General features: G+C 71.4%; 13 protein-coding genes. 5 read left to right on the top strand and 8 right to left on the bottom strand.

Annotated features, from left to right (window positions below; genetic code table 11):
* The first annotated feature begins 12 nt into the window (after window positions 1–12).
* Entirely contained in the window at window positions 13–801 is a 789-nt protein-coding gene (locus PGH47_RS01225) for a hypothetical protein (protein ID WP_271661788.1), read from the top strand.
* Window positions 802–1,050: 249 nt separating this feature from the next.
* Here PGH47_RS01225 and PGH47_RS01230 read toward each other — a convergent pair whose 3' ends face one another.
* The 5 genes from PGH47_RS01230 to PGH47_RS01250 form a co-directional block, all read right to left on the bottom strand.
* The gene (locus tag PGH47_RS01230; RefSeq protein ID WP_125524229.1) at window positions 1,051–1,245 is read right to left on the bottom strand and encodes a hypothetical protein; all 195 of its coding nucleotides are present in this window, start codon (window positions 1,243–1,245) and stop codon (window positions 1,051–1,053) included.
* A 40-nt stretch (window positions 1,246–1,285) separates the two neighbouring features.
* The gene (locus tag PGH47_RS01235) at window positions 1,286–3,802 is read right to left on the bottom strand and encodes an ATP-dependent Clp protease ATP-binding subunit (RefSeq protein WP_271661789.1); all 2,517 of its coding nucleotides are present in this window, start codon (window positions 3,800–3,802) and stop codon (window positions 1,286–1,288) included.
* 140 nt (window positions 3,803–3,942) lie between these two features.
* A complete protein-coding gene (locus tag PGH47_RS01240; protein ID WP_271661790.1) occupies window positions 3,943–4,902 on the bottom strand; it encodes a Dyp-type peroxidase in 960 nt (319 codons plus the stop codon).
* Between the two features lie 111 nt (window positions 4,903–5,013).
* Window positions 5,014–5,706, bottom strand: coding sequence for a response regulator (locus tag PGH47_RS01245; RefSeq protein ID WP_271661791.1), 693 nt, complete (start codon window positions 5,704–5,706; stop codon window positions 5,014–5,016).
* Window positions 5,703–6,875 carry a sensor histidine kinase gene (locus tag PGH47_RS01250; protein WP_271661792.1) on the bottom strand — a complete coding sequence of 391 codons (1,173 nt, stop codon included), beginning with the start codon at window positions 6,873–6,875 and terminating at the stop codon, window positions 5,703–5,705. Before PGH47_RS01250 ends, PGH47_RS01245 begins: the two co-directional genes overlap by 4 nt.
* A gap of 237 nt (window positions 6,876–7,112) precedes the next feature.
* Here PGH47_RS01250 and PGH47_RS01255 point away from each other — a divergent pair, with 237 nt between their 5' ends.
* The gene (locus tag PGH47_RS01255) at window positions 7,113–7,688 is read left to right on the top strand and encodes a class I SAM-dependent methyltransferase (protein WP_271661793.1); all 576 of its coding nucleotides are present in this window, start codon (window positions 7,113–7,115) and stop codon (window positions 7,686–7,688) included.
* On the top strand, window positions 7,685–9,895 hold the full coding sequence (locus tag PGH47_RS01260; RefSeq protein ID WP_271661794.1) for an MMPL family transporter: 2,211 nt from the start codon (window positions 7,685–7,687) through the stop codon (window positions 9,893–9,895). Before PGH47_RS01255 ends, PGH47_RS01260 begins: the two co-directional genes overlap by 4 nt.
* Window position 9,896: 1 nt before the next feature.
* On the opposite strand, the gene PGH47_RS01265 is transcribed toward PGH47_RS01260, so the two are convergent.
* Window positions 9,897–10,463, bottom strand: coding sequence for a TetR/AcrR family transcriptional regulator (locus PGH47_RS01265; protein WP_271661795.1), 567 nt, complete (start codon window positions 10,461–10,463; stop codon window positions 9,897–9,899).
* 212 nt (window positions 10,464–10,675) lie between these two features.
* On the opposite strand from PGH47_RS01265, the gene PGH47_RS01270 reads away from it, so the two are divergent.
* Window positions 10,676–11,695, top strand: coding sequence for an NAD-dependent epimerase/dehydratase family protein (locus tag PGH47_RS01270; RefSeq protein WP_271661796.1), 1,020 nt, complete (start codon window positions 10,676–10,678; stop codon window positions 11,693–11,695).
* A 36-nt stretch (window positions 11,696–11,731) separates the two neighbouring features.
* On the opposite strand, the gene PGH47_RS01275 is transcribed toward PGH47_RS01270, so the two are convergent.
* The gene (locus PGH47_RS01275) at window positions 11,732–12,667 is read right to left on the bottom strand and encodes an oxidoreductase (RefSeq protein ID WP_271661797.1); all 936 of its coding nucleotides are present in this window, start codon (window positions 12,665–12,667) and stop codon (window positions 11,732–11,734) included.
* 81 nt (window positions 12,668–12,748) lie between these two features.
* Here PGH47_RS01275 and PGH47_RS01280 point away from each other — a divergent pair, with 81 nt between their 5' ends.
* Complete coding sequence (locus PGH47_RS01280) at window positions 12,749–13,375, top strand: TetR/AcrR family transcriptional regulator (RefSeq protein ID WP_271661798.1); 627 nt, start codon at window positions 12,749–12,751, stop codon at window positions 13,373–13,375.
* 72 nt (window positions 13,376–13,447) lie between these two features.
* Here the strand turns inward: PGH47_RS01280 and PGH47_RS01285 are convergent, their stop codons facing one another.
* Window positions 13,448–14,128, bottom strand: a complete 681-nt coding sequence (locus PGH47_RS01285) for an alpha/beta fold hydrolase (RefSeq protein WP_271661799.1) — start codon at window positions 14,126–14,128, stop codon at window positions 13,448–13,450.
* Window positions 14,129–14,167 lie beyond the last annotated feature (39 nt).

Consider the following 14,167-nt stretch of genomic DNA (forward strand, 5'->3'; position numbering starts at 1 on the left):
GGGACGACGGCGATGAGGGTGTACGACAGGGAACGGCAGGAGTGGGCGGGCGGACGCCGCGAGCGCCTCTACCACCCGGACCAGTATCTGGACCTGCCGCGGCAGCGGCGCGTTCTGGAGCGCACCGGCGTGGTGCTGGCCGTGGTGGGGGTGTGCTTCGGCGTCTGGGCGTTCGCCTGGAAGGACGAGCCCGAACCACCACCGCCCGCCGCCACCAGTCAGGGCGAGAGCGCCCCGGCCGAGACGGGCGGCTCCGACCCGGGCGACTCGGCCCCGCAGGAGTCCCCCACCGTGACGGACGCGGGGGCCGGTGTCCTGCCCGACGGCTACGAGGAGGCGCAGGACGAGGAAGGGTTCCGTGTCGCGGTCCCGACGGGCTGGTCGCGCGAGAGCGGCGCGTCCCAGTTCGGCATCGACATCGTCAACTACCGCAGCTCCGACGGGTCGCGCCGGCTCCAGATCTTCCAGGTGATGGAGGACTCGCCCTACGGCTCGCTCCAGGCCGCCCAGACCGAGAGCACCAAGCTGGACGGCTACAAACTGATCGAACTGACCGAGATCCCGTCGTCGCCGTACGCGGCGGCCGAGCACGAGTACCGGGCCAGCGAGATCGCCGGCGAGGCGGACACCGGTTCCGTACGGCATGTCATCGACCACCGTTTCGAGGCGAGCGACGGCAACCGCTACGCGCTCGTCGCGTACGGCCCCGACAACGCCGACAGCGCCGAACGCGACCTTGTCGACACGGCGGTCACCTGGTTCTGCCCGCCCGACACCACCTGCCCCGCTCCGGCCGGCTGACACCGGCGCCGGCACTCGATGACGTGCCGTCAGGTCGACCGCGTGATGGTGACCTTGAAGTGCTTCGTGAGGACGAGGGTGCGCAGGTTGCTGATGCCGCGGTAGCGGTCGTCGTCGGAGGCGTTCAAGAGTCGCACCCTTCACCGTCGGGGCGCGCGACGCCGACGAGTCGCAGCGAGTGGGTATCGGCAGCACGGTCACCGTGGCCCGGGGGCGGTCGCCCGACCGCCCCCGCGTTCCGCCAGTTCTCTAGCCCTTGCGTCCCTCCCAGCCGTAGGGGGCCTCCGCGCCCTGCGCGGGTTCGCCGGTCAGCCCTGCTTCCCTTCGTTCGTGCACGGTGAGCTGCGCGAGTTCGTCCTCGTCGGGGCGGCGGGGCATGCCCCTGTTGTGGCCATGCTCCCAGTCGCCCTCGACGGCCTTGTTGGACTTGTGATGGTGCGTCATGCGCGGCCTCCTCGATCGAGGGTTCGGGAGTGCTGGGACGTCAGCTCTCCTCGTTGCCGTCCTTGTCCTCCGCCGCCGTGTCCTTGCGGACGGTGCAGTGGAGCGAGTCGTCCGTCACGTCTGCGACGATCGTGTCCCCGGGCTCCGCCTCTCCCCCGAGGAGGATGTCCGCGACACGGTTGTCCAGCTCGGCCTGGATGGTGCGGCGCAACGGGCGGGCGCCGAACTCCGGTTGATGGCCGTGGGCGATCAGCAGCTTCTTCGCCGCCTCGGTCACTTCGAGGTGCATCCCCTGGGCCTCGACCCGTCGTTCGCTGCGGTCCAGCAGATGGTCCACGATCTGCCCCAGGTCCTTCTCGGTGAGGCCGTGGAAGATGATGATGTCGTCGATGCGGTTGAGGAACTCCGGCAGGAAGCGCGCCCGCAGTTCCTCCATCAACTCGTCCTTGAGGTCGGACACATCGCCCTTGTGGGCGAGGATCCGGTGGGCCCCGATGTTGGACGTCATGATGACGACGCAGTGCCGGAAGTCGACGGTGCGTCCCTGCCCGTCGGTGAGGCGCCCGTCGTCGAGGATCTGGAGCAGCGTGTTGAAGACGTCGGGGTGCGCCTTCTCCACCTCGTCGAACAGGACCACGCTGTACGGCCGGCGCCGCACCTTCTCGGTGAGCTGGCCGGCCTCGTCATAGCCGACGTACCCGGGAGGGGCACCGACCAGCCGGGCGACGGTGTGCTTCTCCTGGAACTCGCTCATGTCGAAGCGGATCATGCGGTCCTCCTCGCCGAAGAGTTCCTCGGCGAGGGTCTTGGCCAGCTCGGTCTTGCCCACTCCGGTGGGACCGAGGAAGAGGAAGGAGCCCACGGGACGGTTCGGGTCGCCCATGCCGGCCCGGTTGCGCCGCACGGCCCGGGAGACGGCGCTGACCGCCTCGTCCTGCCCGACGATGCGGGAGTGCATCCGCTCCTCCAGGCCGAGGAGCTTCTCCTTCTCGGTGGCGGTGAGCTGGGAGACGGGGATGCCCGTACGGCGCGAGACGACGTCGGCGATGTCGGCGTCCGTGACGGACACGACCCCTTCGCGGCGTTCCTCGATGCCCGCGAGTTCGCCCTCCGCCTGGGCTATCTCGCGCTTCATCCGGGCCGCCTTCTCGAAGTCCTCGGCGGCGACGGCCTGATCCTGCTCGCGGCGCAGCTTGGCGATACGGTCCTCGCGGCTGACGACCTCGGTGGACCGGCCGGCGCTGCGCAGCCGTACCCTGGCGCCCGCCTGGTCCATCACGTCGATGGCCTTGTCGGGCAGGAACCGGTCGCTGATGTAGCGGTCCGACAACTCCGCCGCGGCGGTGAGGGCACCGTCGGCGAAACGGACCTGGTGGTGCGCCTCGTAGGCGTCGCGCAGACCTTCGAGGATCTGCACGGTCTCCTCGACCGTCGGTTCGGGGATCATCACCGGCTGGAAGCGTCGTTCGAGCGCGGCGTCCTTCTCGACGTACTTGCGGTACTCGTCGATGGTCGTCGCGCCGACCACATGGAGTTCACCGCGGGCCAGCGCCGGCTTGAGCATGTTTCCCGCGTCCATCGAGCTCTCGCCGGTGGCACCCGCGCCCACGACCGTGTGCAGCTCGTCGATGAACAGGATGATGTCGCCGCTCGCCGCCTGGACGTCCTCGATGACCTTCTTCAGCCGTTCCTCGAACTGTCCCCGGTACTGCGCGCCCGCGACCATGCCGGACAGATCGAGGGCGACCACCCTCTTGTCCTTGAGGGTGTCGGGTACCTCACCTGCGACGATGCGCTGGGCGAGGCCCTCGACGATCGCGGTCTTGCCCACTCCGGGCTCGCCGATCAGCACGGGGTTGTTCTTGGAGCGCCGGGAGAGGATCTCGACGGTCTCCTCGATCTCCTCGGCCCTGCCGACCACCGGGTCGAGCCTGCCGGCCTTCGCCTCGTCGGTGAGGTCGCGGCCGAACTCGTCCAGTGTCGTCGCAGGCTGCTGGTTGCGGTCGGCGGGCTGCGCCTCCGTGCGGGCCGCGTGTTCCGTGACGCCCGCAAGCCGTCCGACGTCCTGGCCCTCGGCCTGGAGCAGCCGGGCAGCGCCGGAGTCGGCGTCCGAGACCAGAGCGCCGAGCATGTGCTCGGGGCCGATGTAGGACACCCCGGCCGCCTGCGAGCGGGCGTAGGCGGCGGCGAGGGTGCGCTTGGCCGCCGGGGTCAGCCCCGGCTCCGAGGACGGTTCGACCGACTCATGGGGAAGGATCTTGGCGATCTCGGCGCCCAGCACATCGGGGTTCACCTCGGCGCGGGCGAGCAGGGAGCGTGCCGGTTCGACCTGCGTGGCGGCCCACAGCAGATGCTCGGTGTCGAGGTCGGACGTACCGTCCTCCATGGCGCGCCGCGCGGCGAGGTTGAGCAGTTCCTGCGAGGACTCGGTCAACAGCCGTCCGATCGGGACCCGTTGGACCGCCGGTGGTGATGATGCGGGTGACATGCCGAAGAAGCGGTTCAACATATCGCTGAAGGGGTCCGGTGAGCCGAAACCGAACGACGACATCGACATGGCAGCTCCTGGGACATCGACGGGTCCCTTCCACCAAAACCCGGCAGTCCGAGCCCTGCAAACGGAGCAGGGGAATGCGTCGGCCCCTGTTGTGTGGCGCTACGCACCGTGATGCGGGATGCGCGGGGTCCGCCGCCGATTCACTGCGAACCGGTCGCCGCGTCCTTCGCGCCGGGGGCGGGCGGCAGGTCGTCGAGGAAGGTGACGGTCGGCACGTGGAAGAGGCAGCCGGTGACCGCGGTGGAGTAGTCGAGGATCCGGTCGTGGGTGGCCGGGCCGTTGCCGAGGAACATGTGCCTGAGCATCTGCTCGGTCACGTCGGGGGTCCGGGCGTAGCCGATGAAGTAGGTGCCGAACTCCTGCTCCCCGACCGTGCCGAACGGCATGTTCTCGCGGACGATCTTGCGCTCGTCGCCGTTCTCGTCGGTGACGGTGTTGAGGGCGACGTGGGAGTCGGCGGGCTTGGTGTCGTCGGGCAGTTCGACGTTGGCCAGCTTGGTGCGGCCGATGACCCGGTCCTGCTCCTCGACGGGCAGGGCGTTCCAGGCCGTGAGGTCGTGCAGGTACTTCTGCACGATCACATAGCTGCCGCCCCTGAATCCGGGGTCCTCGTCGCCGACGAACACGGCGTCGGCGGCGGACGCGCCCTCCGGATTCTCGCTGCCGTCCACGTAGCCGAGCAGGTCCCGCTCGTCGAAGTACTTGAACGCGTACACCTCGTCCACGATCGTGGCGGCGCCGAGCAGCCGCTCCGCGATCAGCCGCGCCAGTTCGAAGCAGAGGTCCATGTGGTGGGCCCGCACATGGAACAGCAGGTCGCCCGGCGTGGCCGGAGATTGGTGGCGTTCGCCGGCCAGTGCCGCGAAGGGGTGCAGGTCGCGCGGTCTGGGGCCGTCGAAGAGCCGGTCCCAGGCTGCCGACCCGATGCCGACGACACAGGTGAGCTCGTCGGCGGGGGCCCGGAAGGCCACCGAGCGGCGCAGGCCCGAGAAGTCCTCCAGCAGGTCTCTGACCGTGTCCTCGCCGCCCGGGTCGACGGTGGCCACGAGGAACACGGCAGCTCGGGCCGGCGGCACGACCACGGGCTGCGACTCAAGCACGATCCGGCCTCCTCAGCGGGCGCGGCTGGTCCGTCCCGAAGGGCGTGATGCCCCTCTCATGGTGGAGGGCCGTCGGGGAAACCGCGCGGGCGCGCTCCGCACGCCTGCCATTCAGCCGTGCGGGCTGAGCGGTCGGAAGTCGTCGTCGACCAGGCCGAGTTGATGTGCCACCACCGCCGCCTGGATCCGGTTGCGCAGGTGCAGCTTCTGGGTGATGGCGCCGACGTGGGACTTCACCGTGGTCACGCCCAGGTGCAGGGCCCCTGCGATCTCCGCGTTCGAGTGGCCGGCCCCCACCAGGGCCAGTACCTCACGCTCGCGCTGAGTCAGGGTGGCCCCTCGCGCGGAGCCGAGGTCGGCCTCGGTGCCCTCCGCGCTGTCGAGGTGGGCCTGGAGTGCATGGGCAAGGACGCGAGCGAGGACCGTGGGAGCGAGCAGGGGCTCGCCGCGGGCCGCCCTGCGCACGGCGTCGATCATCGCGTCCGGGGCGCCGTCCTTGAGCAGGTACCCCACGGCGCCGGCGCGCAGCGCACCGTAGACCTCGGCGTCGTCGTCGAACGTGGTCAGCATCAGCACATGCGTGCCCGGCACCGAGGCGAGGATCCGGCGGGTCGCCTCGATGCCGTCCAGGCGTGGCATGCGCAGGTCCATGAGGATCACGTCGGGGCGCAGACGTTCGGCGAGTCGCACGGCCTCCTGCCCGTCGGCGGCCTCGCCGACCACGTCCTCGCCGGCGGTGCGCAGCAGCAGTGTGACGCCGGCCCGCACGAGCGCCTGGTCGTCGGCGACCAGGACGCGGATCACGGCCGCACCGCCAGGGGCAGTGCCGCCGACAGCTGCCAGCCGTTGCCGCTGGGGCCGGCGGCGAGCGTCCCGCCGAGTACTTCGACGCGTTCGCGCATCCCGGTCAGGCCGTGGCCCGAGGGCGGCAGGTCGGGGGTGGGTTCGGGTCGGACGGTGTTGGTGACGTCGATGAGCAGACGGTCGTCCGATACGGCCACGGACGCCGCCACGCTCGAACCGGGTCCGGCGTGCTTCAGGGCGTTGGTGAGCGCCTCCTGCATGACGCGGGCGGCCGTGATGCGCAGGGCGAGGGGCGCCCGGGTGACTCGCTCGTCGTGGGTGAGGTCGATGTGGAGCCCGGCCGTCCGGCTGCGTTCGACTGCGTCGGTGATCATCTGCTCCGGATCCATGAGGAGGTCGGGCGCGCTGGGGTCGCGCAGGATCTGGAGCAGGCCGCGCAGGTCGACGAGTGCCTGGCGGGCGCTCTCGTGAATGGAGGTGATCCCCGCGAGGGCCGCGTCGAGCCGTTGTTCCCGGTCGGGGGCGTGGGTGGCGGCGTACTGGGCCGAACCGGCCGTGAGCGCGATGGCGGACACGTGGTGGGCCACCAGGTCGTGCAGGTCTCCGGCGAGGTGGGCGCGTTCCGTCATGCGTGCGGCGCGCGTCTCGACGAGGCGGCGTTCCTCCGCTTCCCGGGCACGTGCCTCGGCGACGGCGGCGGCCTGGCGCAGCGCGGCGAGGTAGCGGCCGAAGGCCACCGGTGCGGCGATGGCCATCGCGGTGGACAGGATGCGCAGCGCACCGTCGGCCCCGGCGAGGAGCGCCCCGGCGTCGCGGCCCACGCTGACGAGTACGGCGGCGAAGGTGGCCGCCCAGGACACGACGGTGATGACCGTGCCGCAGCGATACGCCACGACGCCGAGGGTCAGGGCGGCGACCAGCGGCGCCACATGGCTGGTGCCGGGCACGACCACGTCGGTCACGACGACCAGGACCACGTTCAGGGCTAGCGCGACCACCGGCAGGGTCCGGGCGAGGCCGAGCGTCAGTGCCGAGGCCTCGACCAGCACCCATGTCGCCCACGGCAGGTCCGAGGGCGGTCCCAGAACGATGCTGGCCGCCCCGGCCGCTGCCGCCGCGGCGGCGATCAACATGTCGAGTCCGGGACGGCGCCATTGGAATGCGCTCACCGCTTCACCATACGTCCGGCCGCATGGGCACCACCCCCTCCCATCGGCCGCCCGACCTCCTCCTTCCGGCCGCGGATCCGGCTTCGCGGATGAAGATCGCCGCGCCGTGGCGGACCTAGCTTCGAAGGGCGGCGACCGCCCCGGCTCCCCGAAGCCGGCAGGACGTACGGCCCGTCGCCGTCGCCCGACCCACGTGCACGAGAGAGGCCTCAGCCGGTGTCGTTCCTCTGGGAGTTCATGCGAAGTCCGCTGACCGTGGGTGCCCTGGCACCCAGCGGCCGGTCCCTTGCCCGGGTGGTGACCGCGCCCGTGCCCAGCACCGGCGATCCCGTGGTGGTCGAGCTCGGCCCCGGCACCGGCGCGTTCACCACGACGATCCAGCGACGTCTCGCGGGCCGCGGCCGGCATGTCGCGGTGGAACTCAACGACCGGTTCGCCCGGCAGCTCGCCCTGACGCATCCCGGCGTCGACGTCGCCCGGGCCGACGCGCGCGATCTCGTGCCCCTCCTCGCCGCACGCGGGATGGGCGCGGCCGACGTCGTCGTCAGCGGGCTGCCCTGGGCGGCCTTCGCACCGCGCGACCAGCGCGACGTACTGCGCGCCGTGATCTCGGTACTGCCGCCCCACGGCGTCTTCACCACGTTCGCCTACGTCCACGCCCGATGGACCGGGCCCGCCCGCCGGCTGATGCGCTCGCTGCGGTCCCAGTTCGACGAGGTCGTCGTCGGCCGGACGGTGTGGGACAACGTGCCGCCCGCTCTCGTCTACCACTGCCGCCGCCCCGTACGACTCATCGAAGGAGACATGCCGTGACCACATCCGACAGCCGCCCCCGGGCGGCGGACGGCCTGCTGGGCCGGATCGGCCGAGGTTCGTATCGCCGTCGCGGGACCGTCCTGCTGGCATGGCTGGCCGGCCTGGTGGCCGTACTGGCCCTCTCACGCGCGTTCGGGGGCGACTTCACCGCCGACTACTCGGCACCCGGATCGGAGTCCAAACAGGCCCAGCAGCTGCTGGAGCAGCGCTTCGCGAGCCAGTCGGGGGCGACCGTCACCGCCGTGGTGGAGGCCGACGAGGGCGTGCGGGAGGTCCGGGGGCGGGTGTCCGGCATGCTCGACGAGCTGCGGTCGGCGCCGCACGTGACCCGGGTCGACGACCCCTACTCCGCGCCCGGTGCGGTCTCCGCCGACGGCAGGTATCTGGTGACCTCCGTCAGCCTCGACGTGACCAACGGGGCCGAGATGCCGGTCGAGGACACGACCAGGCTCATGGACATCGCCCGCGAGCACAGCGCGGACGGGGTGCGGGTCTTCCTCGGCGGGCAGGCCGTGGTCCTCGCCGAGGGCGGTCCCATCGGCTCCGAAGCGATCGGACTCGGCGTCGCCGCGGTGATCCTGCTCCTGACGTTCGGGTCCGTGGTCGCCGCCGGGCTGCCCATCCTCATCGCCCTCGCCGGACTCGCGGTCAGCACCGGGGCGACGGGTCTGGTCATCCGGCTCGTCGACGCCCCCGACTGGTCGACGTCACTGGCCGCCATGCTGGCCATCGGCATCGGTATCGACTACGTGCTGTTGATGGTGACGCGGTTCCGTGAGGCCAGGGCCGGCGGACTGGATCCCGAGGACGCGAGCGCCGCCATGCTCGACACCGCCGGCCGTTCGGTGCTCGTCGCCGGTGTCACGGTCGTGGTCAGCCTGCTGGGCCTGTTCGCCATGGGCCTCTCCTACATGCGGGGCGCGGCACTCGTGGCGATCGTCGGTGTCCTCGTCGTCCTCGCGGCCGCCCTCACCCTGCTGCCCGCGCTCCTGGGCTACCTCGGCGCGCGGATCGACCGCCTTCGGATACCGCTCCCCCGGCGGCGCGGCACCACTGCGACCGCCGGCGCCGGCCGGGGGTGGGAGCGGTGGAGCCGACTGGTCCAGCGCCATCGGATCGCCGCGGCCGTGGCCGGAACGGCGGTCATGCTGACGCTCGCGACGCCGTTCCTGGGCGTGCGGTTCGGGTTCCCGGACGCGGGCAACAACCGGGAGAGCAGCATGAGCCGACAGGCGTACGACGCCGTCGCCGAGGGCTTCGGACCCGGGGCGAACGCCCCGCTCCTCCTGGTGGTACGACTGCCGGAGGGCGCGAACTCCGTCCTGGACGACCTGCGGGCCGGGGCGACCGGCACGCCGGGTGTGGCATCCGTGACACCGGCCCGGCTCAACCCGGAGCGCGACACCGCGATCCTGACGGTCACGCCCACGAGGGGTCCGCAGGACGACGCGACCCAGACACTGGTGAACCGTCTTCGGGACGACACCGTGCCCACGGCCACCGAGGGCACCGGCGCCCGCGTGTACGTCGGTGGCGCGAGCGCCCGGTCGATCGACAGCACCGCGGACCTGGCCCGGCGCATCCCCTACCTGATCACCGGGGTGATCGTGCTGTCGATGCTCCTCCTGCTCGTCGCCTTCAGGAGCCTCGTGATCCCCCTCAAGGCCGCGCTGATGAACCTGCTCTCGGTGGCGGCGGCCTACGGCGTCGTCGCCCTCGTACTGGAGGGCGGCTGGGCAGGGCGGCTGATCGGCATCGACACCGAGACTCCCCTGCCGCCGTTCGTCACGGTCCTCATGTTCGCCGTGCTGTTCGGCCTGTCGATGGACTACGAGGTGTTCCTGCTCAGCCGCGTGCAGGAGTCATGGCTGCGGGACAAGGACAACACCAGGGCCGTCACCCACGGGCTTGCGAGCACGGGCCGGCTCATCACGGCGGCGGCGGCCATCATGATCGCCGTGTTCCTCGCCTTCGTGCCGAGCACGGAGGTCGTCCTCAAACTGATCGGCGTCGGCATGGCCTCCGCCATCCTCCTCGACGCGACGGTGGTCCGCCTCGTACTGGTCCCGGCGACCATGCACCTGCTCGGCCGGCGCAACTGGTGGCTGCCACGGCGACTGGACCGACGCCTGCCCTCGCTGCGTCTGGAGGGCCGCGTCGACCATGCGGAGGCGCTCACTGGTACACCCGCCGCCTCGCACTGAGTCAGGGCTGCCTGGTCCGGAGCCCGTCCACGATCAGGGTCAGGATGCGTGCCGCCCGGTCCGTGCCACCTCGGGCCGGGTCGATGCGCCACAGGACGCTGAGCTGGAGGAGCACGTCCTCCGGGTCGAGGTCGGGCTTCAGGGTGCCGTCGGCCGTGCCGGCCTCGAGCAGGAGGGCGATGGCGCGGACGAACGGCTCGTAGTACTCGTCGTCGAGGCCGCCCTTGGTGGCCGCGTGAATGACCTCGGCCACGCCGAACTTGAGCCGGCCGTAGTGGGCGACCTCCTCGAACCAGAGGCGGAGCGCCGTCAGCGGCGGGTTCTGCTCCAGGAAGACCGGCACACGGTCGATCAGCCCCTGGATGTCGTGCCGGTACAGCTCCATGACCAGCGCCTCCCGCGTCGGGAAGTGCCGGTAGAGGGTGCCGATGCCCACTCCCGCCTGCTTGGCGATCGCCGTCAGCGAGGTGGAGCCGGACCCGGACAGCGCTTCGCGGGCGACGGCCAGGATCCGCTCCCGGTTGTCCAGGGCGTCTCTCCGGGTCGGTTTCGCGGGCGGCGGGTTCACGTGCGGGATCCAATCATGCCGATGTCATCGTGCCGGGTCGGTCGTCCCGGTTCGGTTGTGCCGGGCGGTCGTGCCGGTAGGCCACACGGCCGCGCCGGTTGCGCCGGTTGCGAAACGGAGGGGCCTCCGTTACGTTGGGAGACATAGCGGAGGGCCCTCCGTTTCATTCTGGCACATCGCCTCGTCCCACCCCCATTCCACGGAGGATTCCCATGCCCGAATCGGTATTGGTCACCGGCGGCAGCGGCTACATCGCCGGATGGTGCATCGCCGAGCTGCTGCACCGCGGATACGACGTACGGACCACCGTGCGCACCCCGGAGCGCGAGCGGATCGTCACCGAGGCCGTCTCCACCGAGGTCGACCCGGCAGGGCGCCTGAGTTTCGCGGTCGCCGACCTCACGGCGGACGACGGCTGGGACGCGGCGATGAAGGGCGTCGACTTCGTCCTGCACGTCGCCTCCCCGCTGGGCGCCGCCTCCGACGACCCCCAGGCCCTCATCGCCCCGGCGCGCGACGGCACGCTGCGCGTGCTGCGGGCGGCGACCTCGGCCGGCGTACGGCGCGTGGTGATGACATCGGCGGCGAACGCGGCGAGCCCGTCGTCGTACGCCGCCGAAGGCGTCACCGACGAGACCCTGTGGACCGACCCGGACGACCCGACGCTGATCCCGTACCGCCGCTCCAAGACCCTCGCGGAGCGCGCCGCCTGGGACTACATGGAGGGCTACGACGGTCCGACCGAGTTGACGACCGTGCTCCCCGGCGCCGTGTTCGGCCCCGTGCTCACGCCCGACAACCTCGGGTCGGTCGGGATCATCGCCCGCATGGTCTCGGGGCAGATGGCCGGAGCGCCGCGCATCGGCCTTGAGGTCGTCGACGTCCGTGACCTGGTCGATGCGCACATCCTGGCGATGACGTCATCGGCCGCGGCCGGCCAACGCTTCCTCGCCACCGGCGAGTTCCTCTGGATGACCGACATGGCCCGCATCCTGCGCGACGGGCTGGGCGAACGCGGCCGTCGAGTCAGGACGCGCCGGATCCCGGACTTCGCGGTCCGCCTCACCGCCCGGTTCAAGGACCCCTCGCTCCGCGAGATCACCCCCTCGCTGGGCCGCCGCAACCGGCACAGCACCGAGAAGGCCCGCACCCTCCTCGGCTGGCAGCCGCGCCCCGCGCGCGAGGCGGTCCTCGACTGCGCCGACAGCCTGATCGCCCATGGAGCGGTCTAGCCGCGTGCCCCGTAGAGGCCGCATCCGTCCAGGCCCTCAGCCGCGGACACTGGTGGCGGGTTCAGGGAAGGTGACTCCGGTCAGTTCCTCGGAGACGGTCCACAGGTGTAGGGCGACGGCAGGGTCGCCCGCTGCCGGTGAGCGGCCCACCAGGGTCGGGGCACCGCGCATTTCGAACATGCCGTCAGGACCCACGAAGCCGGCGCCGGGCAGATCCTGGACGGCGGCGTACAGGGTGGGCAGCGCTCCGGCCCGGCTGTCCTGGGCGACGAGCCTGTTGCCGAGGCGGAGGGCGATGCCGCGCAGGAGGCTGGCGTCGTTGCTCTGGAGGTTGGTGGCGGCCCAACCGGGGTGGGCGGCGAGGGCACGGACCGGTGAGCCCGCCTCGGTGAGCCGTCGCTGGAGCTCAAGGGTGAAGAGCAGGTTGGCGAGCTTGGACTGGCTGTAGGCGGCCATCGGGTGGTACTCGCCGGCGAGGTCGAGGTTGTCGAAGCGGATGCGGGGGCTGCCGGGCGCCTTGTGTCCGGTGGACGACAGAGTCACCACACGGTCGGTGATGTGCGGCAGCAGCAGGTTGGTCAGGGCGAAGTGGCCCAGGTGGTTGGTGCCGAACTGCATCTCGAAGCCGTCCTTGGTGCGGGCCTCGGGGATGTTCATGACGCCGGCGTTGTTGATGAGCAGGTCCAGGCCGCCCTCCCAGGCGGCGGCGAACTCGCGGACCGAGGCGAGGTCGGCCAGGTCGAGACGGCGTACCTCCACGCTGCCGTTGACGGTCGCGGCGGCGCTCTCGCCGCGCCCGGTGTCCCGGACGGCAAGAACGACGTGGGCGCCCGCGCCGGCCAGCGCCTCGACGGTCGCGAGGCCGAGTCCACTGTTGGCGCCGGTCACAACGGCGGTGCGGCCCCTCTGGTCGGGGATGTCGGCGACGGTCCAGGACTGAGGGTTCTGATTGCGGTTCCGGTTCTTTGCCATGGGTTCCAATGTAGGCGGCGATAACAATGTATGCAACGCTAACAATGTGGGCGATGCTCACCCCGGCGCTAGGCTGAGGGCATGACGAGCCGCCCCTACCACCACGGAGACCTGCCGACCGCCCTGCTCACGCGCGCCGAGCAGGCCCTGCGCGAGCGGGGGCCCGGGGCACTGTCACTGCGGGAGCTGGCCCGCGACATCGGAGTCAGCCCCGCCGCTCCCAGCCGTCATTTCAAAACCAAGCAGGCACTGCTGGACGCGCTGGCGCTGACCGGTTTCGAGCGGCTCGCGCAGGCCGTCACGGCCTCGCAACAGAACCTCGACGGCGCATCCTTCGGCGACCGACTGGACGCCGCGGCCCGCGCCTACGTCGGGTTCGCACTGGACAACGCCGCCCTGCTCGACCTGATGTTCTCCGTCAAGCACAGCCCGCAGGCGTCACAAGAGCTGGGAGCGAGTGCCCACCGCTGGTCCGAGCAGCTCCTCGGCCTCATCGGCGACGGGCAGCGCAGCGGCGAAGTGCGGGAGGGACAGCTGGAGCGCGTCGCACTGCCGATCTTCGCGGCCCTGCACGGTTACGCCGGCCTGGCAGTCAGCGGAATGCTGCCACCGGAGGTCTCCGAGCACGGACTCGACGACGTGATCGCGTCCATCCTGCGCGAATGCAGGCCGGACGCGGAGCAGGCAGGACTGCCGAGCCCGCGCTGACAAACCCCCGGTGAGGACGGACGACACCCCCTTGCACGGCGCGGAAGGTGATGACCGAGGTCCGACGTACCGCTACTGTCCCGGTCGCGGAACCGCCGCCAGGAGCCCGGCGACAGTAGAGGCGACGCTGCGATGCCAGTACTGTCCGCGGCGGATCATGGCGTGATCGCCACCCTTCACCAGTTCCAGGTGAGCCCGCGCGCCGGCCGCACCGGCCCGGCGTACGAAGGCCTCCGACGCGGCCGGGTCGGTGATGCGGTCGCGGTCGCCGTGCAGTACGACCACGTCCTTGTCCCGCAGCTGCTCCACCGGCTCGCCGTCCGGGCACCACGGCCCCAGCGCGAGCACGGCCCGCACCTCCGGGGCCACCGCGGCGCGCAGCGCGGCGCGGCCGCCCATGGAGTGCCCGACCAGCACCACCGGGACGTCTCCGACCTGTGCGGCCAGCTCCCGCAGCGCCTGTTCGGTGTCGCGGACCGGATCGGCGTCCGGGCCGTTCCAGCCCCGTACCCGATAACGCACCTCGGCCAGCAGGACCTCGGCGTCCGGCACCGCCGCGGCGACGGCACGGACGAAGGGCCTCATGCGCACGGCTGCCGGATGCCAGGAGCGCGACCTGGCCCGGCTGTCGGCGGATCCGCCGTGCAGGAACAGAACCGCGGCGCGTACCGAACGCGAGGTGCGCCGGGTCAGCAGTGCGGTCGCGGGTCCGTGCGCTCCCGTGTCGCCGGATCCGCTCTGAAGCCCTGCCATCCGTTCTCCTCTGCGAATACGTGTGGGGTGACGCGCAAC

This window comes from Streptomyces sp. HUAS 31 (genome assembly GCF_028198125.1).
Classification (GTDB): Bacteria; Actinomycetota; Actinomycetes; order Streptomycetales; family Streptomycetaceae; genus Streptomyces; species Streptomyces chartreusis.

Bases quoted from the DNA above. Each gene is read 5' to 3' on its own strand.
- PGH47_RS01225 (WP_271661788.1), top strand. From the start codon at position 13: ATGAGGGTGTACGACAGGGAACGGCAGGAGTGGGCGGGCGGACGCCGC.
- PGH47_RS01230 (WP_125524229.1), bottom strand. From the start codon at position 1,245: ATGACGCACCATCACAAGTCCAACAAGGCCGTCGAGGGCGACTGGGAG.
- PGH47_RS01235 (WP_271661789.1), bottom strand. From the start codon at position 3,802: ATGTCGATGTCGTCGTTCGGTTTCGGCTCACCGGACCCCTTCAGCGAT.
- PGH47_RS01255 (WP_271661793.1), top strand. From the start codon at position 7,113: ATGCGAAGTCCGCTGACCGTGGGTGCCCTGGCACCCAGCGGCCGGTCC.
- PGH47_RS01270 (WP_271661796.1), top strand. From the start codon at position 10,676: ATGCCCGAATCGGTATTGGTCACCGGCGGCAGCGGCTACATCGCCGGA.
- PGH47_RS01275 (WP_271661797.1), bottom strand. From the start codon at position 12,667: ATGGCAAAGAACCGGAACCGCAATCAGAACCCTCAGTCCTGGACCGTC.
- PGH47_RS01280 (WP_271661798.1), top strand. From the start codon at position 12,749: ATGACGAGCCGCCCCTACCACCACGGAGACCTGCCGACCGCCCTGCTC.
- PGH47_RS01285 (WP_271661799.1), bottom strand. From the start codon at position 14,128: ATGGCAGGGCTTCAGAGCGGATCCGGCGACACGGGAGCGCACGGACCC.